The following is a 22,032-nucleotide window of genomic DNA, read 5'->3' on the forward strand; positions in this document are numbered from 1 at the left end:
GGCGGCGGACGGCACCTGGAGCCTGACGGTTCCGGCTGCTGATCTTACAGGCCTGGGCGAAGCGAATTACATCCTTAACGCGACCGCCACCAACGGCGTGGGCAACAGCGTGAGCAGCGCAGCGAACCTGCTGGTCGACACCGCGCTGCCGACCGTCACCATCAGCACCGTGGCGGGCGATAACGTCATCAACGCGGCGGAAGTTGCCGCAGGCCAGACCATCACCGGTAAGGTGGCGAACGCGGAAGCCGGTAACACGGTGACGGTGAACATCGGCGGCAACAGCTACACCGCGACGGTGCAGAGCGACCTCACCTGGTCCGTCAGCGTGCCGGAGTCCGTCCTGACGGCGCTGGGCAACGGCGATTTGACCGTGTCAGCAACCGTCACCAACGGCCACGGTAATACCGGCACCGGGGAGCGCGATATCACTATCGACGCCAGCCTGCCGGGCTTGCGCGTGAATATCGTGGCGGGCGACGACGTGATTAACAGCATTGAGCATGGTCAAAATCTGATCGTCACCGGCACCAGCGACGGGCTGGCGGCGGGCACGACGCTCACCGTTTCCGTAAACGGCAAGACCTATGCCGCGTCGGTACTGGCAGACGGCTCATGGAGCGCGGCGATCCCGGCGGCGGACGTGGGCGCTCTGGCCGCAGGCACGGTGACAATCACCGTAGCCGGTCAGAGTAGCGCAGGTAACCCGGTCTCCATCAGTCACGACGTCAATGTCGATCTGGCGGCCGTGGCTATCAGCATCGATGCTATCGCCACCGACGACGTGATTAACGCGGCGGAGAAAGGGGCGGATCTGGTGCTGTCCGGCAGCACCTCCAACGTGGAAGAAAACCAGACCGTGACCATCACCTTTGGCGGCAAGTCTTACACCGCGAAAGTCGATGCCAACGGCAACTGGACGGCGACCGTGCCTTCCTCGGATCTTGCGGGCCTGAAGGACGGCGACGCCAGCGTGCAGGTGAGCGTAAGCAACGTACACGGTAACAGCGCGACGGCGGGCCGCGAGTACAGCGTGGACACGACGGCGCCGACCGTGACGATTGATACGGTAGCCGATGACAACGTGATCAACGGCAGCGAAGCGGCTGCGGGCGTGACCGTTTCCGGCACCACGACGGCTGAAGCCGGTCAGACGGTGACCGTATCTCTCGGCGGGAACAGCTACACCGCACAGGTTCAGCAGGGCGGCGTCTGGAGCGTTAACGTACCGGCGTCCGATCTGTCCGCACTGGCCGATAACGGCTACACCGTGCAGGTGAGCGTGAGCGATTCCGCGGGTAACCCGGGCAGCGCGGCGAAAGCGATTACGCTCGATACCACACCGCCGACCGTCAGCTTTAACGTCGTGGCGAACGATAACGTTATCAACAGCGTGGAGCATGGTCAGGCGCAGATCGTCAGCGGCACCGCAACCGGCGCCAGCGTGGGCGATAAGCTGGTCATCACCATCGGCTCGAACCAGTACACCACCACCGTGGACGCCAGCGGCAAATGGAGCGTGGGCGTGCCTGCCAGCGATATTTCTGCGCTCGCTGACGGCACCGTCACCCTCAGCGCGACCATCACCGACAGCGCGGGTAACAGCAGCACCCAGACCCACGACGTGGTGGTAAACACGGCCTCCGTGGCGCTGACCGTCAACACTATCAGCGGTGATGACGTGATCAATGCGGCAGAAGCGGGCGCTTCGCTGGTCATCAACGGCTCCAGCGCGCAGTTCGCCAGCGGCACGCAGGTCAACGTAACCCTGAACGGTAAAAACTACACGGCCACCATTCAGAGCGACGGCTCATGGCAGGCCACCGTACCGGCCGCCGACGTGGGCGCGCTGGCGGATGGCGTGAGCTATCAGGTTTCCGTGTCGGCGCATGACAGCGCGGGCAACAGCGCCTCGGCGACGCACACCCTCAGCGTGGACACCACCGCGCCGGTGATTAGCGTGAACGCGCTGTCAGGCGACGACGTTCTGAACGCGGCGGAAGCTCAGCAGCCGCTGACCGTACACGGCTCCTCCAGCGCTGAGGCGGGTCAGACCGTGACCGTCACGCTGGGCGGCAAAACCTACACCACAACCGTAGCAAACGACGGCACCTGGACGCTGGACGTTCCGGCGACAGACCTGTCCGCGCTGAGCCAGGGCGCGCTGACGGTCACCGCTTCCGTTACCGACAAAGCCGGTAACAGCGGTCAGACGACGCATACCTTAACGGTGGATACCGTCGCGCCGACCGTGACCATCAGCGTCGTGGCGGATGACGATATCGTCAATAACGCCGAGCAGCTGGCGGGCCAGACCATCCGCGGCACTACCACGGCGGAGCAGGGTCAGACGGTAACTGTGACCTTCAACGGTCACAGCTATCAGACGACCGTGGCGGCGGACGGTTCGTGGTCGGTCTTCGTGCCAGGGCGTGATTTCCTCGGCCTGAGCGACGGGCAGTACACCCTCACCGCCACGGTGAGCGATAAGGCGGGCAACCCGGGCAGCGCCACGCACGACGTGACGCTGAACGGTGATGTCCCGACGATCGCCATTAACACCTTTGCGCAGGATGACATTGTTAACGCTGCCGAGCATGGCACGCCGCTGGTCGTCAGCGGCACCACCGACGCGCCTGCGGGCCAGACGGTGACCATCACGCTGAACGGTAAAACCTATGCGGCGACCGTGCAGAATGACGGCACCTGGAGCTACACGGTGGGCAGCGCAGACGTTACCGCGCTGGCAGACGGCGGTTCGTACGTGATTAACGCGCAGGTCAGCAACGCCATCGGCAACAGCGCCAGCGACAATCACACCGTCACCGTCGATCTGACCGCGCCATCGATGGGGATCAGCATTGACTCGCTGCAAAACGATACCGGCCTGAGCGCGAGTGATTTCATCACCAACGACAGCAATATCGTGATCAACGGCTCCCTGACCGCGCAGCTCGGCAACAACGAGAAGGCGCAGATCAGCCTCGACGGCGGCACCACCTGGATTGACCTGACGGTGACCGGCACCACGTGGCGCTACGCCGATGGGCGCACTTTGACCGACGGTACGTATCTGTACCAGGTCCGCGTGATTGATAACGCGGGCAACGTGGGGGCAACGGACAGCCAGAACGTGGCGATCGATCTGACGAAGCCAGCGGCAGCGACCATTACCGTGGATTCCGTCACGCAGGATACCGGCCTGTCCGACAGCGACTTCATCACCAGCGACACGCAGATCAGCCTGAAGGGCACGCTCGGCGCGGCGCTGGGCAGCGGCGACCATGCGCAGATCAGCCTTGACGGCGGCGCGACCTGGACCGACGTGAGCGTCAGCGGCCTGACCTGGACCTATGTCGATGGACGTACGCTGGTCGACGGCGACTACAACTACCAGCTGCGGGTAATTGACGACGCGGGGAATATCAGCGCCACCGCCAGCCAGGTGGTGACCATTGATACCGTCGCGCCGGACGCCAGCAAAACGATCGCTATCGACAGCATCAGCGACGATACCGGCCTGAGCAGCAGCGACTTTATCACTAACGATACGTCCCTGACGCTGCACGGCTCGCTCGGCGCGACGCTGGCCGACGGTGAATATGTCCAGATCAGTATCGACGGCGGGGTCACCTGGCAGAACGTGATTGTCACCGGCAGCAGCTGGTATTACGTGGACGGACGTACGCTGGGTAACCAGACCTATGACTATTACGTTCGCGTAGTGGACGCGGCGGGCAACGTCGGTGCCAGCGCGCATCAGCAGGTGACCGTCGACACGGTTGCACCGGATGCCGCGATTACGGTGACCGTGGATAACATCACTGTCGATACTGGTTTTGATAGCAACGATTTCCTGACCAGTTCGACCTCGTACACGCTCAACGGGACGCTCGGCGCCGAGCTCGGCGCGGGCGAATATGTGCAGGTAAGCATGGACGGCGGCAGCACCTGGGTTTACGCCACGGTAAGCGGTACCCAGTGGCGCTATAACGACACGCGCACCCTGACCGACGGCGATTACAGCTATCAGGTGCGGGTAGTCGATCAGGCGGGCAACATCGGTGCCACCACTACGCAGACCGTGACGGTGGATACCCAGGCGCCGCAGTACGGCATCACCATCGATAGCATCAGCGATGATACCGGGCAGTCCGGGAGTGATTTCATCACCATGGACACCACCCTGACCCTCAACGGCTCGCTGGGCAGCGCGCTGGCGAGCGATGAGCGGGTGCAGATCAGCCTCGACGGCGGAAACACTTGGGTTGACGCCACGGTGACTAATCAGCGCTGGACCTACACTGATACCCGCGATCTGCCTGACGGGGATTACACCTACCAGGTGCGGATCATCGACCAGGCCGGTAACGTCGGCTCTACCTCATCGCAGGTGGTGATCGTCGATACCACGCCGCCGGCGACGGTGGGCACGGTGGTCAGCTATACCGATGGGGAAGGCGAGCGTCAGGGCACCTTTGGCAGCGCGGTGGCAACGGACGATAACTCGCCGCTCATCAACGGGACGCTTAACCGTGCGCCAGAAAATGGCGAGATTGTGCAGCTGTATCGTGACGGTGTGCTGCTGGGACAGGTGACGATGAACGGCGCTGCCAGCTGGTATTTCCAGGACAGCGGTCTGAACGACGGTAATCACACCTATACGCTGCGTGTGACCGATCTGGCAGGGAACTTCACCGATTCAAATGATTTCGTGCTGAAAGTGGATACGAGCATCCCGACCACGACGGTGAGCATTAACCCTCAGACTACGACGGATACCACCCCGATCCTGAGTGGTCTGGTATCGGCGGGACTGACCAACGGCGAGTACGTGGTTATCACCGTGAACAATAAGACCTATACCTCAGAGTCCGGCGGTGCGGTCGTAGTCGATCCGGATAATAACACATGGTATTTGCAGCTTCCGGACGGCGATGCCCTGAGCGCAACGAGCTACAGCGTCACGGCGCAGGTGAAGAGCAGTGCGGGGAACGGTAACACCGCCGGGTTGACCACCGGTAGCCTGGTCGTGGGCAGTGAAGAGTCGTTGACACCGGCCTGGTCATTTACCGCCGCGAACTACTCCTATTCATCCAGCTACATGCTGGATTCGGACGGGATGTGGACGATTATGGCTAACCAGCAGTTCGCATCGGCAAACGCCGATAGCCGTAATTCTTACACCGTGTCAGGTAATTTCTCTATGACGGGAAATTATACAACCGGTACTTATGCGGATATCAACCGCGACGGGCTGGCTGACGTGCTGGCGGAAGGAACAAGCTACTCGTACATGGTGCAGCTAACTAACAATGGAGATGGGACTTACACCTCCAAAACGCTGACCAATATGGGGGCTGCGGTGTGGTATGGCGCGGTGGTCGCCATTGACATTGAGGGCGATGGCTACACCGACTTTGTAATTGGCGATGCGGGTGGGCCGGATTCCAGCACCGTTATGCTCAATAACAACGGCACGCTGACGGGCAGTTCGAAGTCCGGGACGTACTCCAATTTTGTATCGGGCTCAACGGTAGGTAACTACAACAGCCTGATAGAAACGTCCGGCGTGGATTTGAACAACGACGGTAAAGTGGATATTGCCCAACATACGACCAACGGGAGCAACAACTATGCCCTGTCGACCATGTTTAACCAGGGCAATGGCACATTTACCTGGGGGCAAAACTTTACCAACACCATGTACAGCGGCTATGGCTCAGCCGCAGCGTCTAACGCCGTGAGTATGACCTGGGCCGACTTTAATGGTGATGGTTACATGGACCTGTATATGAGCATGTCACGCACCTCCAGTGGCACCAGCCAGGGCGGGGTGTTAATGCTGAACGACGGTACAGGTAACCTGCTTACCGGCACCGCGGTTGGAACCGCGACCACGGATAAGTTTGCGGGTAACGTCAGCGTGGCGGTGGACTGGAACCTCGACGGCAAGATGGACATCATCAAGCTGGCGAACAGCGGGCAGTCTTATCTTTATACCAATGATGGACTGGCGGGTACCGCAAGCTTTACCGCCTCAAAATTCAGCACCGCTACGTCGAACCAGGTATCCGGCGCGGCCCTGGTGGATTACGACTGGGATGGCGCACAGGATCTGCTGATTTTCCGTCAAAACGGTACGGTGCAGCTGGAGCGTAATACCAATACGGTCGCGCCAGGAACGGCACTGCATTTGAAGATTGTCGACAGCGAGGGGATCAACGCCTTCTTTGGCAACACGGTCCAGCTTTACAACTCGGCAGGTCAGCTGGTCGCCAGCGAAATCATCAATGCCCAGTCCGGCATCGGCATTAACGATTCTTCGTCGCTCATCAGTTTTTACGGCCTGGATCCCAGCGAAACTTACCATGCGGTGCTGGTACGTGCCGTTAACGGTGTGTCGAGCAATGAAACCTGGGAGGGACTGACGGCAGGAGACGGTAAAGAAAGTTATGCCCTGACGGCTGAAGCGGCTACGGGCGGTCATCAGGGAACCCTGACGGGTACCGGCTACAACGATACCTTTATCGCTGAGGCAGGGACCTATACCTACAACGGTGCTGGTGGCTGGACGACAACCTCTGAACACGATACATGGAGCAGTACAGGCGGTATGGATGTTGTGGATTACCGTAACGCCACTTCCGGCGTCACCGTGGATCTGGGGCGCTCAACGGCCCAGAGTACCGGGTTCGATACCGCGACGCTGGTGAATATAGAAGGCATTAACGGCTCGGACTTCGACGACGTCATTACCGGCAACAGCGGTGATAACCAGTTCGAAGGCCGCGGCGGAAACGACACCTTCAACATCGGCAGCGGCGGTCACGATACGCTGCTCTACAAGCTGATCAACGCCTCGGATGCCACGGGTGGCAACGGTCACGACGAGGTGAACGGCTTTACGGTCGGCACCTGGGAAGGGACGGCGGACACGGATCGTATTGACCTGCGCGATCTGCTTTCCGGCAGCGGCTATACCGGCACGGGCTCGGCGAGCTACGTGGACGGCGTGGCCACGCTGGACAGCGGCGCGGGCAACATCACCGACTACGTCCGCGTGGTGCAGAACGGCAGCAATACTGAGATCCATGTTGACCTGGACGGGGCGGGCGGTCAGTTCTCCTCAACCCCGCTGCTGACGCTGAACGGCGTGCAGACGGATCTGGCAACGCTGCTGGCTAATCATCAGCTGTTAATTGCGTAAAACACTGCCGCGGGGAGCGATCCTCGCGGCTTTTTGCGTTTCTTTACATCGCTAGCCATAACCCTATATTTCACAAGATTATTTTGCGGGTTCGTTTATAAAGCGTTCCGTTTTAAATCATTCTGTAAAGGTATCATTTCAGGACGAAATTACCGCCCTGAACAGGACGTAGCATTATGAAGACACATCCACAGTACGAACCCTGGTTACAGGGCATGCTTATCATCGCGAAGTATTATCGGCTGGATTTTTCAGCAGAGCATGTTCGGGTCACGATTAACCATGAAAGCCAGTCTCCGCGCCAGCTGGTGCTGGAAGAGATGGCGCGCCAGCTTGGGCTGGGGATGCGTTGGGTGGCGGCTGAAGCCGTATCGCTCGATCCGTGGCGCTTACCGCTGCTGGCCGAGTTCACCGGCGGGCAAATCGCGGTCATCAACCGTATGGACAACGAGGGGAACGTCAGCGTGCAGTTCAGCGGCGACGGCGGCCTGGAGACGACGCTGACGCGCGACGAGCTCAGTTCGCGCTTAAATGGGCTGATGGTATTGCGTCCGCTGGAGTCCACGCCGGACGCGCGGGTAGATGATTACATCAAACCCTATGAGAAAAACTGGTTCTGGCAGCTGGCGCTGAAAGACTGGCGACGTTACGGCGACATCATGCTGGTGGCGCTGGTCGCCAACGTGCTGGCGCTTTCCGGCATGGTCTTTTCCATGCAGGTGTATGACAGGGTGGTGCCGTCCCAGTCGGAAGCCACGCTGTGGGTGCTGTTTGGCGGCGTGATGATCGCCATCGTGTTTGAATTCATCATGCGGATGCTGCGCGTGCATATTTCGGACGTGGTGGGGAAGCGCGCCGACCTGCGTATTTCCGAGCGCGTGTTTGCCCACGCGCTGCGGATCAAAAACGGCGCGCGGTCGAAATCGACCGGATCGTTTATCGCCCAGATCCGCGAGCTGGAGTCGGTGCGTGAGCTGATTACCTCCACCACCATTGCGGCCATCTCCGATCTGCCGTTCTTCCTGCTGTTTGTTTTCATTCTGTGGATGATTGGCGGCCCGCTGGTTCTGGTCGTTCTGCTGGCCGTGCCGCTGCTGCTTATTCCCGGCCTGCTGGTGCAGCGCCCGCTGGGAAAACTTTCCAGCGAAGGGATGCGAGAATCTGCCATTCGTAACGCCACGCTGGTGGAAGCGGTGCAGGGCCTTGAAGACATCAAGCTGATGCGCGCCGAGCAGCGGTTCCAGAACCAGTGGAATAACACCAATGACGTGGCCGCGAGCGTCGGCATGAAACAGCGCTGGCTGACGGGGCTGCTGCTGACCTGGACCCAGGAGGTGCAGTCTATCGTCTACGCCGTGGTGCTGCTGGTGGGCTGTTACCTGGTCATCAGCGGCGACATGACCACCGGTGCGCTGGTGGGAACCTCGATTCTGGCGTCCCGCACCATCGCGCCCCTGTCGCAGATTTCTGGCGTGCTGTCGCGCTGGCAGTCGGCAAAGGTGGCCCGAAAGGGGCTGGACGACCTGATGCAGCGCCCGATTGACGATCCCCAGCACGGGAAGAAGGTGCACAAAGCCCACCTGCGCGGGGATTACCGGCTGGAAAATGTCAGCTTCTACTATGACGAAGAAGAGAAACTCACCGTGCTGAACATCAGCAAACTGCACATTCGCGCCGGTGAGCGCGTGGCGGTGCTCGGGCGTAATGGTTCGGGGAAAAGCACCTTGCTGCATTTGCTGGCCGGCATGCAGGAGCCGCAGCAGGGCAGCATATTGCTGGACGATATTGCCCTGAATCACCTTGACCCGGCTGACGTGCGCCGCGACATGCAACTGCTCAGCCAGCAGGCGCGGCTGTTCTTCGGCTCCGTGCGTGACAATATCCTGATGGGCAATCCTCTGGCGACAGACGAGGAAATCCATCAGGCGCTGGTCAACAGCGGCGCGCTGGAGTTTGTGCGTAAGCAGAAAATGGGGCTGAACTATATCATCAACGAAGGGGGAGCCGGGCTTTCAGGCGGACAGCGTCAGGCGCTGCTGCTGGCCCGCGCGCTGATCACCTCCCCGAACATTCTGCTGCTGGATGAACCCACCGCCTGGCTGGATGAGGTCAGCGAGAAGCAGTTTATTCAGCACCTGCACCAGTGGCTGGGCAAGCGTCGGACGCTGGTGGTGGCGACGCATCGTCTGCCGATCCTGGACCTGGTTGACCGCATCATCGTCCTGGAAAACGGCAGCGTGGTGATGGACGGACCACGTGATGCCATTTTGCGCCAGCACGGAATGGCCCCGCAGCGGGCGCCGCAGCGCACCGTCAAACTGAAAACGGAGGGCGTGGCATGAATGATTTCTCCCGCTTTAACAGCCGGCTGAAGGAACCCCGCCTGCCGCGTTCGTCGCTGGTGGCATGGACGCTGTTCGCGTTGCTTGCGGTATTTATCATCTGGGCCAGCCTGTTCGAGCTGGATGAGGTCACCACGGGCAGCGGCAAGGTGATACCGTCCTCCCACGAGCAGGTGATTCAGTCCCTGGAAGGCGGCATTATCCACAAACTGCTGGTTCGCGAAGGCGATATCGTCGAGCGCGGTCAGCAGCTTGCACAGCTCGACCGCACCAAAACCGAATCCAGCGTGCTGGAAAGTGAATCCCGGTTAAACGCCGCGCTGGCCACCGCCGCGCGCCTGAAGGCCGAAGTTAACGACACGGAGCTGACCTTCCCGGCGGAGCTGGATGATGACGTCGAACTGGTTAAGCAGGAAACGGCGCTTTATCAGTCACGCCGCGAGAGCCTGGAGAAAGGTCTGGCCGGTTTGCGTCAGGGAGCGGAGCTTGTGCAGCGCGAGCTGGCGTTGACCCGTCCGCTGGTGGTTCAGGGCGCAGCCAGCAAAGTGGAGGTGTTACGTCTCGAGCGCCAGAAGAACGAGCTTGAGAATAAAATTACCGAGATGAAAAACCAGTATTACGTCCGCGCGCGCGAAGAGCTGGCGAAGGCGAATGCGGAGATCGAAGCCCAGCGTTCCGTCATGAAAGGGCGCGAAGACTCGCTGACCCGCTTAACGTTCAATGCCCCGGTGCGCGGCATCGTAAAGGACATTGACGTCACGACGGTGGGCGGGGTGATCCCGCCGAACGGCAAGCTGATGAGCCTGGTGCCGCTTGACGATCGGATGGTCATCGAAGCGAAAATCTCGCCGCGCGACGTGGCGTTTATCCATCCTGGACAAAAAGCGCTGGTGAAAATTACCGCTTACGACTACTCGATCTACGGCGGGCTGGAAGGTCAGGTGACGATGATCTCCCCGGATACCCTTCAGGATGAGGTTAAACGGGATGTTTATTATTATCGCGTCTATATCCGTACAGACAGTAACCATCTGACGAACAAGCAGGGAAAAGCCTTTCCGGTTTTCCCGGGCATGATAGCCACGGTCGATATCAAAACCGGCAGTAAATCGGTCCTCGATTATCTGTTGAAACCGTTGAATAAGGCAAAAGAGGCGCTGCGCGAGAGATAAAAAAGGCGTTCAGTAAACCGAACGCCGGTCAGATTAGAGTGAAGGCGTCATGTTAAGAGCATGGCGCCGTTCTTTCGGTACCACGTTGATGTAATGCGTGACGTACGCAAAATAGAGTCCGGTATAATTTTCGACAAGCTCGATAAAGGCCGGATAAACCGACATCCGGCCATCGCCGCGATCTTAAGATAACCTGCCTCCTGCGCCGATTTGATAATCCGGTTAACATGAATACGCGAAACAAAAAATTCTTTTGCCAGCGTGCTGGCTGAATACGCTATCGTGGCGCCGTGTGCGGTTTTATTTTTAATGGCCTGCAAATAGAGATAAAGCATAATCATTCGGCCACCATCTTTATCGATGAACAAGCCTACCTCCGGAAGCACTTTTTTGAATGTCAATCCGCGGAAAAGATATTCTGCGGCGCGCCGGAAAAAGTTGTGCCTCAGAATGTCATTGTCCATCAGGTTAACATCAATATTAAATGCCGGGTAAAGAATGCTTACAGGGGTAAACGCTCCGGACATATAGCGCTTAAGCTCATCCAGCCCTTTTTCTGTAGGGGCGATTTTTGTTTTTCGCCGATCTTCGGTACAACGCCAGGTCTTAATTCGCCCGGTGGTTTTAAGTATGGTGATGATCGCAATAACGCTGTTAGGGCTGGCAATATTATAACGAGAGCATAGCGCCTTAATCTCGGAAACCGATTCAGCCTGATTACCAAAAACAAAGCAACACATTGACAGTATTATGTTGAACCGTGATTCCTGAAGCATCGTTTTGTAGAATAAGGGCTGTTTTTTATAAATGGCGTCATTGATTCTGTAGTGTTCTCTTATAGCTTCACTAAATCGCGGGTTGTTTTTAATGACATCCCGTCGATGTAGCAAAGCTCTGGATGAGATGTGATTATCCATAGCATTTTCTCTTTTATGTCTGAGCCGATGAGATGAAGTATCCGGTCTTCTTTTTCGGAATTTTCATTATACCTTGAGAAAGCCCTGGTTACTGTCGTTATATGCAAAGAAAGTAATATTTATGATGCATATGGATGAGTCGGTTGATTAACGCAAAGATGTTCCTGCGTATAACATTGATAACGGTTTATTAACCAAAGGGGGTGCGGTAACATTATTCAATGCGACAAAAAGATTAGCTTTCATCACATGCGGGAATGGTGTTTACATTCTCAGGAGCAGGTTATGTCTCAAACTTTACCTTTTATGCAGGGTGCTTGCTACAAGCAACGATTTGTTATTTCAGCCTGCGGTTTCACCTTCGAGGGGTATAGCTTGCTCCTTAAGACTTGTGGCGTAAACGTCACGCGACTTCATTTCGAAGAGGATGAAATATGTTCTGCGGACGTTGAAAAAATGATGGAAAATCAATCGCCTGAGATTTCCGTTTTTCTGGGTCGTGACGTTGCTGCCTTTCTGGAAAGCCTGAAACGGCTGGTGTCCGTTCTGAATGCACTGCCGGTTATTTGCAGTGTCACCCTGTATGGTGCAATACCTGAGCGATGGCTTTATGCAACGTTGAGAAGTCTTGTTAATAATACAAAAAAGCTTTCTACGATCCGGATAGCGAATATTACAGAAATAATGGGCTGTGTAAAAAATAATGCAGACGTGCGTGCCGACTCATTACGCTTGCTGCGTAACGTACCGGATAAAGAGGGTAAAGAAAATCTGCATGGTTTAACACATCGCGAGTTAACCGTATTGCTGAATTTTTATCGGGGCGTTTCGATAAAAGAGCAGTGTGAAAGGTTAGGGCTGTCAGATAAAACGATTTATACCCATCGGAAGGTGGGTTTAGGTAAACTGTATCTTATTCGGGTATGGTTTAGCGACGCGCGCGTATTCAGGAATGAAGTCTGTGCAGTAAAGAATAAATCACAGGCGTTTTCGGAAACGGAAATAGATGTATTACAGGCGTTACATAAACGGGAAATCTTTGCAGCTTATCAAATTATTACTGATGGTGATAAAAAAGGGGTTGGATTTGAAATCCTCTTGCGCTGGAATAAAAACGGTCAGATGCTGAAGCCCGCCCATTTTTTGGGAGGGATAAAAAACAGTGAAATATGGCTCAAGCTGACGGCGCTTGTTATCCATGCGGCTGTGTCGGGTATCAATAAATACAATGGGAAATATTATTTTTCGGTTAATATTCCTCCCCAGCTTGCTTCGGGAAATGCGCTGCCGGGGATGGCAAAAAAGGCCGTCGAAATGTTACTCAAACCGCAGTGGGCCGGGAAGCTGGTCTTTGAACTCGCTGAAACGATAGACGTGACAAAAGATAAAAATATTCCCGAAACCCTCCAGCGTTTACGCGCCGAGGGTTGTCGGCTTTTTCTGGATGACTGTTTTTCAAAATATCATGCAATGTTGCCCATCAGACAGATTAATGTCGATGGACTGAAGCTTGACCGCGATATTGTTGAGCACTTTATGGCTAACGACAAAGACTATAGCATTATAAAAGCGATACAGGTTTATAGCGACATGACGGGAACCGAATGCATTGCGGAAGGCGTCGATAGCGAGGAAAAATTTCAAAAACTTGTCGCGTTAGGCGTTAAGCGATTTCAGGGCTATTACCTTTCACGGGCAGTGAAAGAAGAGGAGCTGGATAGGATGGTACGGTTATTCAGTTAATCGCCTCACTATGCGGGTAGTACGACATACTTAAGTATTCGACCACCCGCAAAAAACAGGCACTCACCGCCGCAATAATGACTTCTCAGATATCATCGCGAGTAAAACCGACAACAATTTCAAGCGTGTTACGAATGACATCGCAGGCTTCAGGCTCTTCGGTAATTTCCAGGGCATGAATCAGTTGCAGAATAATCTCTTTATTCGAGAGATTGTCACCGGTAAGCAGAATACAGCGTATTGCTGAGCCCAACACTTCAGCCTCACCATTGAGATGCCTTCCGGCGTTAAGGAAATGTTCTGCCAGTCCTTTATCGTGCAGTGCTTCAAAATTATACGTCTGCTGCGTCATCGCTTTACTCATGGTGGTCACCGTGTCGGTTAAAATTAGTGTTTCTTGTCTGGTGTCAGAAGCGTAGTGTGGCTGAAGAGAGAGCGCATGCGACCAATTTCATAGTCGCCCATCACTCTTCCACGATCGTGCGATACGCCGGTTACCCGCTGGCGCACTTCATCTTCAGCAGCAATCAATGCATTTTTACGTTCATCATTTGATTCAACGTTAGCCATTGCCCGCAGGCGATTAGCAAGAGACGCAAAGGTAATGGGTCCGTTCTCTTTTATGATGGATAAAACGGCCTCACCGATAAGGTCATCCTTAAGTCGTTCAAATTTAGTTCTATGCATAGCTTCAATCTCAATCTGCTACACGCGCCAGGCTGTAGCATGGGGTTAGTCATCGCATCCAGAGTCTCTATTCTCACTCAGCATGACTAACTTAGTAAGTTAAAAAACAGTGTTCAGGTTAACGCTCGAAGAAGAGGGCAATCAGACCGTTATAGTGCGCTTTTTCAACGTCAGACGTTGATTCTTCGATTCTGCGCAGCAGCTTTGTACAAATTGTCATTCTGCTCAATTGTACATTTTCTTTGATGATCTCACTGACGATGGCGCCAAGGGTTTCCTGCTGTGTTGGCACGTTATCCTTGTTAAAATACAGAGTAATAGCGCTTTCTGCTGTTGAAGGAGCATGGTTGCGACGCATAATTTTCCACCGTTGACAAACAATTTTGTAACATCATTGGCATCGAATTTATACCATTCAGTTAAATCTGTACACATAAATTGTACAAGTTTTTCGTAAGGATCGGGCTTTCGCCATGAGAACTATCAAAATTAGGGGGGAGTAAGCGGTAAAAGAGGGGAAAAAGAAGGCCCCGGAGGGCCTGAAATTATTTACGTCCCAGCAGAAGTCCCAGAACGATACCTACCGCACCCGCAGCGATTAAGCCCGTTAACGGGTTGTTTCTGACGGCCTCAGTGACGTCCGAGACGGCGTCACTGGCCTGGGCAGCATATTTTTTCGCAGCACCCTTCACCTGGTGTTTAGGGGAATCAACGAATTCACCAAACTGCTGCTGTGCAGAGCCGGACAATTCATCAAGTTTGTTTTTGGCTTTATCGCCAGCGTATTGTGCATTTTTATCAGTGTCGAAATCAGACATTCTTACCTCCTTTTGTTGACAGTCTAAGGATAGCCGCTGTTTGCAAGAGTGAGAGGGAATTCACTAAAATCGGCATCCGATGACTCATTTTTAGGATATGTCTTTCTTACACGGCCACCATTACTCCCGAAGGGGAAAGATGATGGATATTTCCCTCGCCGTCTTTTTATACGCAGCGGGACGAGGGATTATTTCTGGCGTTCGTTAGCGCGAAAGGTAACGTAATAGCCAAGGGATGCAGCCAGGCACAGCATATAGCCGAACGATTCCGAACCTTCCTCTACGGCGTTTTTCACGACACGAATATAGCCATGCTCCAGGATGGTGTGCCACAGGGCCTGCATGCCAAAGAGTCGCGAGAAAACTAGCACGGCCAGCAAGCCGCTCAACAAAATGCCATACCAGGGGGACTGGGTGTATTTTGCCAGCTGTTCCAGGGTAGCGCGAATATGCATAACGGGACGAATTAAGGCCAGCAGAGCGGTAATGAGGGCGAACCATACCCAGCTCCCGTGAGCAAGAAGATCAAAAAGCGCATCAAGTTCCCGAATTAACATCGTCAGGAAAAATCCGCCCACCAGAATATTGCAGTAACGCATGGATTCGTCCATTTTTGCCAGACGAAAATGGAGAAAGACGATGGTCGCTAATACGGTTTCCTGCATAATTTCCGTCAGTGATAATTCCGGAATATCATGACCAACAAACCGCATATCAACCCAAAGACACAGTATAATAAGTGCGCAAGCTGCCGCCGCGCCAACGAAGAATAAAAAGCTTTTTAGTACAATCATTAACACCACCATTTTGTTTGTAGCAGGTATGTTAGGTGACGAGAATGTTATTTCTGTTCACATCGTGCCATATAAGTGTGGATTTTTAACATTACGAGCTAAATAGGTTTCGCAGCGGCAAAAGTAAACCGTAAATATCATTTGCACCGTTTAGGCTGTTTGCTTATTTCAACGTTTTTTTCTTGTGGTTTACAGAGCAATAGCATACGAGGTACCATACCCCCCTATAGTAGTGGGGTGTGGTTTTAAGCCATTGATATTATTGGTTTATTTTTGATTATTTTGTTTTCAGGGGCATATTGGGGGCAAACCCTAACCGCTCGTTTAACAGCTCCACTTGCTCACCGTCAAACTCCTTGATCCAGGCAGAATACACCCGATACACCATCTCAGCATCTTCGTGCCCGAGCTGGCTGGCGATGAACGAAGGGTTTGCTCCAGCCGCAAGTGACCAGCATGCGTAAGTGTGTCGTGACTCATACGGCGTGCGTCGGCGAATACCGGCCTTTTTCACCGAGGCATCCCAGCGATCGGTAATTGACTGCGTAGAAAAATAATTACCCGGATTTTTTGTCCCCAGGCGCGGCAGAAACACAAAACGCTTCCTCTGTACTTCAGACTTACCATACTCCCTGAAATGCTGAACGATCTCCGTGTCAGGCAAATGGCCAGTGAGGGTATATTGTGCACGCAGCGCATCAAGCGCAGGAGCGAGAAGGGTGATTATTCGATCCCCAGCCTTAGTCTTGGGCGGTACAAAATCACCCTGGCCCGTCAGGTTGCGCTGGATATGAACCTTTCCTGCATCAAGATCAACATCATCCCACGACAGTGCCGCAATCTCACCGTGACGGGGGCCGGCACCGATGGCGAACTGCCACATGTTTTTGTCCTGACCCGTCAGGGCCAGCATCATCGTGGCGTATTCATCACGCTGTAACGGATCCGGTTTCTTACGGTCCTTGTGCAGCTTTGTGATGTGCTCAAACGGTTTATCGGTGATGAATCGGCTACGGTGAACAAATATCCGCTGGCGTTGAGTCATGGGCGCATGAGGCTGGCTGGAAAACAGTAGGCGTTCGCTTCGCTGATGAATATCAACGCAGGGGGGGCGGCAAACTAATACCACCAGCGACGGACGAGCAGAGCATACGTAACGCTAAACAACGCGTAAAGCGCATCTTCGGCTTAGGTGGGCCTCGTTACGTCAAGATGGCGGCAGAGCTATCAGACGTCGCTTTGCGAGCCATGCCAACACGCAAGCGCTTAGAGCTGGAAAAACCTCATTCGCCTGAACTGGCTAAAGCGAAAGTCATGGAGTCGTTCGGTGCGGCTATGTCGGCTGTTTCGGTCAGATGCCCCACAGCAACAGTGAAGCTGAACAGGCTTATCGACGAACTTCAGGCGTTGATTCCAATAGCAGAATTACTGATGTCAGTTTAAGTGGCGGGATCACCCGTAATGATTTCGCAGGAGTAGCAGTATGAGTATGTCCTTGATGGTTCAGGCCATGAAAGCGAGGGTGGGAAATCCCCTCCGTAAGCTGGTGCTGATAAAGCTCGCAGATAACGCCAGTGATACGGGGGAATGTTGGCCGGCAGTGGCAACGATAGCGTATGAATGCGAGATATCTTCTCGCTCAGTTCAGACACATATCCGGCAGCTCGTGAAGGATGGATTTGTTCGAGTTGAAGAGCGAAGAGATTCAAGCGGCGTTAACCGATCCAATATCTATCACCTGACCTTTAACAATGAGGGTGAAAATCCTGCACCCTATCAGAAACAGGCTCAAAAGCAGGGTGCAGGAGCTGCACCCTATGGTGCAAATGGTGCAGGGTGGGAGGGTGAAGGAGCTGCACCCCCTGGTGCAAATGGTGCAGGGGGGGAGGGTGCAGGAGATTCACCCAGAATCAGTCAGTTATTAGATCCAGTCAAAGAACCTAAAACCCCCCTTAATCCCCCCAAGGGGAATTTGGCGAAAACTAAATTCGATCCTCTCGCGGTTGAACTTCCTGATTGGCTCTCCTGCGCGTTATGGGTTGAGTGGGTGGAGTATCGCAAGGCATTACGTAAGCCGATAAAAACCCCTCAGGGTGCTAAAGGCTCGATTAGGGAGCTGGAGAGATATCGAAGCCAGGGCATTCCGCCTGAGGTGGTCATTCGTCACAGCATCGCTCGGGAGTATCAGGGGTTATACCCGCCAAGCAATTTCAATATGGCTCAGACGAGCCGACCTGACATTACCAGCGTTTCAAAACCAGATAGCTCAATTCCTGACGGCTTTACGGGGTGAACATGCGTGATACGGCTGACGTGTTAAAACGGCTTCAGAAAATTGTCCCTGCCGGAGTACAGCCCAAGTTCTCCAGTGCTGAGGAGCTTATGGCATGGCACCAGGAAGAGGCGCGCAAGCACTCAGAAAAGCTGAACCAGGAGAACAGCCGTACCAGGTTAGAAAAGACACTCGGGCGCTCGGGCATTCGTGAACGTTATCAAAACTGCACGTTCAAAAATTATTCGGTAGTGAATGATGGCCAGCGCAAAGCGTTGTCTTTGGCTAAATCCTGGCTGAATAATTTCGGATCCGGCTGCGCATGTTTCGTTTTCAGTGGCAGCCCTGGGACGGGTAAAAACCATCTTGCTGCAGCGATAGGAAATGCTCTCCTGGCACAGCACAAAAGCGTTCTGATTATTACCGTTGCTGACCTCATGACCGAGTTCAAAGCGGGGTTCAGTAGTGGAAAATCAGAGGCCGAGCTGATGGAGCAGATGTCGCGCGTCGATTTGCTTGTTCTAGATGAAGTTGGCGTTCAGATGTACTCACAATACGAAAAGGTGATTTTGCATCAGGTCATTGATCGACGAACGGCAATGCTTAAACCCGTCGGGGTGCTGACCAATCTTAAGGAGGTAGAGTTAACGCAGACTATAGGGGAGAGGGCGCTTGATCGTCTTCGAATGGGTGGGGGGATGTGGGTGAATTTCGATTGGCCAAGCTATCGTGGCTGTCGCTGATAGTTTTTCCCAAAGTAAAATCATATAACGAACGTAATGATGTAATTTATTACCCCTCGGCAAAAACGATATTTTATTCAATATATTCTTTAAGAAAAGGGTAGAAAGAGTCTAAACTGTCTTAGAACCTTGAGTATGTTCATGCGCTTTAAGTTGCATTTTAGTATGTATTTATATTGTTGGACTCGTAAAAAATTTCGATTTGAATGGAGATCAAAGTGAGAATTAAAGCATTAGCTATTTTTTTAGCAGCAATCTGTTCAGTACCAGCGATTGCAAAGGAACCCGCCAGTTCAAAACCATTACCTAAACTTGAAAACGTCTATGCAGGGTTATTATGTGGTTACTTCGATGAAGAAGCTCCTAGCCCAGAACTTGTAAGCAAAGCGGAAGCAAGAATTAAATTAGCTACTAAGAGCAATAAGACCTACGTTGCGTCTTCAGCTAAACGTGTAGCAAAAGCATATGCCTATCGAGACAGAGATCGCGGTGGTGATTGCTGGGCTAATGTACAAGACGAATATTGGGAACCCAAAAATCAACCCAAATGAATTTTCGTTGATACCAGTAATGTCCAGTTGATGTGACAAATCAGCGCCCACTAGGCCGTCCTCATTAGATCGCGATAAGCTTTGTGGGCACTTCCACCAAATGTATATAAATTCACACCTTAGCAACTAATGACCTTAAGACCCATGCCACATGCCGTTGAAGCTTGATTTGACTCTCTGAGCCTCAATCATACTCCACTCGCTTGAGATACATAGCCTGCTATTAATTTTGTTTGGATTATTTATCACCTACCCAAAAAAGTAGGGACTCCCAAAGTTATGGTAACGCAATGAATAATATGGGTTTCTGAAAGAGGTTTGTTACTTTCCAATTATGGTGGTCGTTAATTAATCAATTAAATGAATTAGTTATCACCGGTCAAAAGTCTGTGTAAATGGGTGGAAATGACTACTGTATGCGTATGCAGTATTTTTATCTCGTGAGTTAAGAGCCGTATAGAGAACCGGCTTATAGGTCAGTGCTTACAGAAAATCACAAGTCAGGACGCGCGAGGAAGACAAAGAGACTACCTCTGAGAGAACAGGAGAAGCGGGTGTACATTCCAGATCATCTTATATTGGGTATACACGACAGCGACAGGTCGCTGGTTATTCGCAGAAATCGAGATGGTTCCTTCAAAGATGGGTTTGTAATGCGTCCTGACGAATTTGTTGCCAGCCTGGCGCTGATCGATGAGGCACGAAAACTTGTAGCCCCCGAAGAGCGTCAAGGAGATGACGACTGATACACTTATGATTTATAATAGTAATCGGGTCTGAACAACCCTGCTGAAACGCTGTGCCACCGGAGAGAACGATGGCACAGGCAATACAACTCTTTAAATCTTCACCTACCACCCTGACCACGGCTACGCCCGAGGCCAGTGATTTTTTGCAACGTATCAAAATCGGCGTGTGGCTTAACTGCGACGTTAAGCAAGCCCGAAACTACCTCTTCCATAAGCGCTTCTTCGCGCTGCTCAATCTTGGGTTCGAATACTGGACACCCACCGGAGGGGCGATAACCCCCGCTGAAAAAGAGTATCTACATGGGTACGTTCGTTACCTGATCTCGATGGCCGGCAATGACGATCTCCTTTTAGAAACTGAGAAGGTTTACAACGAAACCCACGGGCAGTGGCGAACGAAAGAGGCGGCAATTACCAAATCGTTCGAAGCCTTCAGAAAGTGGGCCGTTGTTGAGGCTGGTTTCTTCAATACCTTCATCCTCCCAGATAACACCATTCGCCGAGAGGCAAAATCGATCTCGTTTTCCAACATGACGGAGGCCGAATTTTTCCAGGTCTACAAAGCAGTTTTTAACGTCCTGTGGAACACCATTCTCTTTAAAAAATTCCGCAACTATCAGGAAGCCGACAACGTAGCCATGCAGCTGCTGGAGTTCGCAGCATGAAGAAAAAAGCGAACTTGCGAAAAGCGGCTGAGGGAAGGGAGTGCACAATTCGCATCCCAGGCATCTGCAACCACAACCCCGAAACCTCATGCCTGGCACATTACCGTCTCGCGGGTACGTGTGGTACAGGCTGCAAACCCGACGATGAACAGGGCGCTATTTCCTGCAACGCCTGTCATGACGTGATCGACGGTCGCGTAAAAACCAAAGAATACACCTACGAGGAACTTCGGCTTATGCATGCTGAAGGAATTCTTCGTACACAAAAAATCTGGCGGGATGAGGGGTTACGATGAACGCGCAGCAACTGGAATATGTACGCATTCAATTACGAGCTGCGCTGGTAGATGACTCAGGCGGCACCAAAGGGCAACTGGAAGCGTTCGCCGAACATCCACCAGCTGATAAGAACAGAAACCCGCGCCAACAAGTACACGTAGTGGAACTCGAGAACGGTCGCGGCGGTATTCGTCGAGTTAAAGCTGAGAATAGCGCTCTCTACGTCCTCGAAACGCGAAGCCGCCGCTGTCCTATGCCTCCCCTAAGAGATAAAGCGTTTTCTTCGTGTGCATGGCGTAGAGCCGTTCTAAAACTCGATGTTAGCCAACAGGCCTGGATCAGATACTGCTATGGGTTTGATCTTAACTTCCGGTATCAACGGGAGATTTGTCGATTTATATGGATAAATTATATGAAGCAACAGGGGGGGCATAAATTACAGAAACGTGTGGAAAAACGTTTGATTCAGCTTGTGTGGTTGGCCGTTCAGGAAATCGCTGCCCGCAATACAAATGAAACTTACAGAGACTATGCAGCGACAACATTAGCTGGTTTTTTGTCAATACATCGTGATACCTGGTATGAAACTTATGCGGAACCGTGGAGTGAATTCAAACGCTTATGCACCTTATTGGATTATAATTGCTTGAGCTGTATCCAAGAATATTGTTTACTAACGTCTTGAGCTTTGCAACGATGAAGAAACCTCTCGATGTGCTATAGAGGTTAATAAAGCAATATTCGCCCCATATTTGGGGCGATATTTTCGGGGTTAATTCAAAACAATGTAGTCATCGTCACTTGACTCTATTGTGTTTGTTCTTATTGTTGACAAGTATAAATAATCAGTGTCATCGTTTTCCAACGAGCGTGTGATTATCGTGCTTGTGTATTCTCCAAATGCAGAGCTAATCTGACATAAGTTGTTGGTAATAAAGTTATCATCTGTTGTTTCGATGGTTTCAGTTATGGTTGTCCAATCCTTCATGTTTAAGTAATCATCATCGTTAGTTTCAATAGAAAACGTTCTTGTTGTCGACTCGAGGATATTCTTACAAGAAGGAACAATATCTGTTGTCTCACTGTATAA

18 protein-coding genes and 1 pseudogene are annotated in these 22,032 nt (G+C 53.0%); 12 read left to right on the forward strand and 7 right to left on the reverse strand.

Annotated elements, in window-relative coordinates; translation table 11 throughout:
• The 3 genes from E0L16_RS12925 to E0L16_RS12935 all read left to right on the forward strand — a co-directional run.
• A partial coding sequence (locus E0L16_RS12925; RefSeq protein ID WP_131637072.1) for an Ig-like domain-containing protein occupies nt 1–7,210 on the forward strand: 7,210 nt, incomplete at its 5' end.
• A gap of 176 nt (nt 7,211–7,386) precedes the next feature.
• Nucleotides 7,387–9,552, forward strand: coding sequence for a type I secretion system permease/ATPase (locus E0L16_RS12930; protein ID WP_131637073.1), 2,166 nt, complete (start codon nt 7,387–7,389; stop codon nt 9,550–9,552).
• Entirely contained in the window at nt 9,549–10,724 is a 1,176-nt protein-coding gene (locus E0L16_RS12935) for an HlyD family type I secretion periplasmic adaptor subunit (RefSeq protein WP_107535320.1), read from the forward strand. Before E0L16_RS12930 ends, E0L16_RS12935 begins: the two co-directional genes overlap by 4 nt.
• A gap of 33 nt (nt 10,725–10,757) precedes the next feature.
• On the opposite strand, the pseudogene E0L16_RS12940 reads toward E0L16_RS12935, so the two are convergent.
• Nucleotides 10,758–11,641, reverse strand: a pseudogene (locus tag E0L16_RS12940) (MarR family transcriptional regulator).
• Nucleotides 11,642–11,926: 285 nt separating this feature from the next.
• Here E0L16_RS12940 and E0L16_RS12945 point away from each other — a divergent pair.
• On the forward strand, nt 11,927–13,384 hold the full coding sequence (locus tag E0L16_RS12945) for an EAL domain-containing protein (protein ID WP_131637074.1): 1,458 nt from the start codon (nt 11,927–11,929) through the stop codon (nt 13,382–13,384).
• An 85-nt stretch (nt 13,385–13,469) separates the two neighbouring features.
• Here the strand turns inward: E0L16_RS12945 and E0L16_RS12950 are convergent, their stop codons facing one another.
• The 6 genes from E0L16_RS12950 to E0L16_RS12975 all read right to left on the reverse strand — a co-directional run bounded on the left by E0L16_RS12950 (nt 13,470) and on the right by E0L16_RS12975 (nt 16,728).
• Nucleotides 13,470–13,748 (reverse strand): biofilm development regulator YmgB/AriR family protein, encoded by a 279-nt coding sequence (locus E0L16_RS12950; RefSeq protein WP_074177737.1) that lies wholly within the window; start codon nt 13,746–13,748, stop codon nt 13,470–13,472.
• Between the two features lie 23 nt (nt 13,749–13,771).
• Nucleotides 13,772–14,071 (reverse strand): hypothetical protein, encoded by a 300-nt coding sequence (locus tag E0L16_RS12955; RefSeq protein WP_063866755.1) that lies wholly within the window; start codon nt 14,069–14,071, stop codon nt 13,772–13,774.
• Between the two features lie 118 nt (nt 14,072–14,189).
• Nucleotides 14,190–14,429 carry a regulatory protein YcgZ gene (gene ycgZ / locus E0L16_RS12960; RefSeq protein WP_003857265.1) on the reverse strand — a complete coding sequence of 80 codons (240 nt, stop codon included), beginning with the start codon at nt 14,427–14,429 and terminating at the stop codon, nt 14,190–14,192.
• Nucleotides 14,430–14,616: 187 nt separating this feature from the next.
• The gene (locus E0L16_RS12965; RefSeq protein ID WP_003857263.1) at nt 14,617–14,889 is read right to left on the reverse strand and encodes an ElaB/YgaM/YqjD family protein; all 273 of its coding nucleotides are present in this window, start codon (nt 14,887–14,889) and stop codon (nt 14,617–14,619) included.
• A 188-nt stretch (nt 14,890–15,077) separates the two neighbouring features.
• Nucleotides 15,078–15,683 carry a transporter gene (locus E0L16_RS12970; RefSeq protein WP_131637075.1) on the reverse strand — a complete coding sequence of 202 codons (606 nt, stop codon included), beginning with the start codon at nt 15,681–15,683 and terminating at the stop codon, nt 15,078–15,080.
• Nucleotides 15,684–15,960: 277 nt separating this feature from the next.
• Nucleotides 15,961–16,728, reverse strand: a complete 768-nt coding sequence (locus tag E0L16_RS12975; protein ID WP_131637076.1) for a site-specific integrase — start codon at nt 16,726–16,728, stop codon at nt 15,961–15,963.
• A 203-nt stretch (nt 16,729–16,931) separates the two neighbouring features.
• Between E0L16_RS12975 and E0L16_RS22225 the strand changes: the two genes are divergently transcribed.
• From E0L16_RS22225 to E0L16_RS13015, 8 genes are all read left to right on the forward strand, one after another.
• The gene (locus tag E0L16_RS22225; protein ID WP_242672226.1) at nt 16,932–17,126 is read left to right on the forward strand and encodes a hypothetical protein; all 195 of its coding nucleotides are present in this window, start codon (nt 16,932–16,934) and stop codon (nt 17,124–17,126) included.
• A 40-nt stretch (nt 17,127–17,166) separates the two neighbouring features.
• A complete protein-coding gene (locus tag E0L16_RS12985; RefSeq protein ID WP_131637077.1) occupies nt 17,167–17,976 on the forward strand; it encodes a helix-turn-helix domain-containing protein in 810 nt (269 codons plus the stop codon).
• Between the two features lie 2 nt (nt 17,977–17,978).
• Complete coding sequence (locus tag E0L16_RS12990) at nt 17,979–18,698, forward strand: ATP-binding protein (RefSeq protein WP_131637078.1); 720 nt, start codon at nt 17,979–17,981, stop codon at nt 18,696–18,698.
• A 218-nt stretch (nt 18,699–18,916) separates the two neighbouring features.
• Entirely contained in the window at nt 18,917–19,249 is a 333-nt protein-coding gene (locus E0L16_RS12995) for a hypothetical protein (protein ID WP_131637079.1), read from the forward strand.
• 554 nt (nt 19,250–19,803) lie between these two features.
• The gene (locus E0L16_RS13000) at nt 19,804–19,995 is read left to right on the forward strand and encodes a hypothetical protein (protein ID WP_041909743.1); all 192 of its coding nucleotides are present in this window, start codon (nt 19,804–19,806) and stop codon (nt 19,993–19,995) included.
• A 71-nt stretch (nt 19,996–20,066) separates the two neighbouring features.
• The gene (locus E0L16_RS13005) at nt 20,067–20,663 is read left to right on the forward strand and encodes a DUF1367 family protein (RefSeq protein WP_131637080.1); all 597 of its coding nucleotides are present in this window, start codon (nt 20,067–20,069) and stop codon (nt 20,661–20,663) included.
• Nucleotides 20,660–20,959: a DUF1364 domain-containing protein gene (locus tag E0L16_RS13010; RefSeq protein ID WP_131637081.1), complete on the forward strand. Its 300-nt coding sequence runs from the start codon at nt 20,660–20,662 to the stop codon at nt 20,957–20,959. The genes E0L16_RS13005 and E0L16_RS13010 overlap by 4 nt, the downstream gene beginning before the upstream one ends.
• The gene (locus tag E0L16_RS13015) at nt 20,956–21,627 is read left to right on the forward strand and encodes a bacteriophage antitermination protein Q (protein ID WP_131637082.1); all 672 of its coding nucleotides are present in this window, start codon (nt 20,956–20,958) and stop codon (nt 21,625–21,627) included. Before E0L16_RS13010 ends, E0L16_RS13015 begins: the two co-directional genes overlap by 4 nt.
• The last annotated feature ends 405 nt before the right edge of the window (nt 21,628–22,032 follow it).

It is taken from the genome of Enterobacter quasihormaechei (assembly GCF_004331385.1).
Taxonomy (GTDB): Bacteria; Pseudomonadota; Gammaproteobacteria; order Enterobacterales; family Enterobacteriaceae; genus Enterobacter; species Enterobacter quasihormaechei.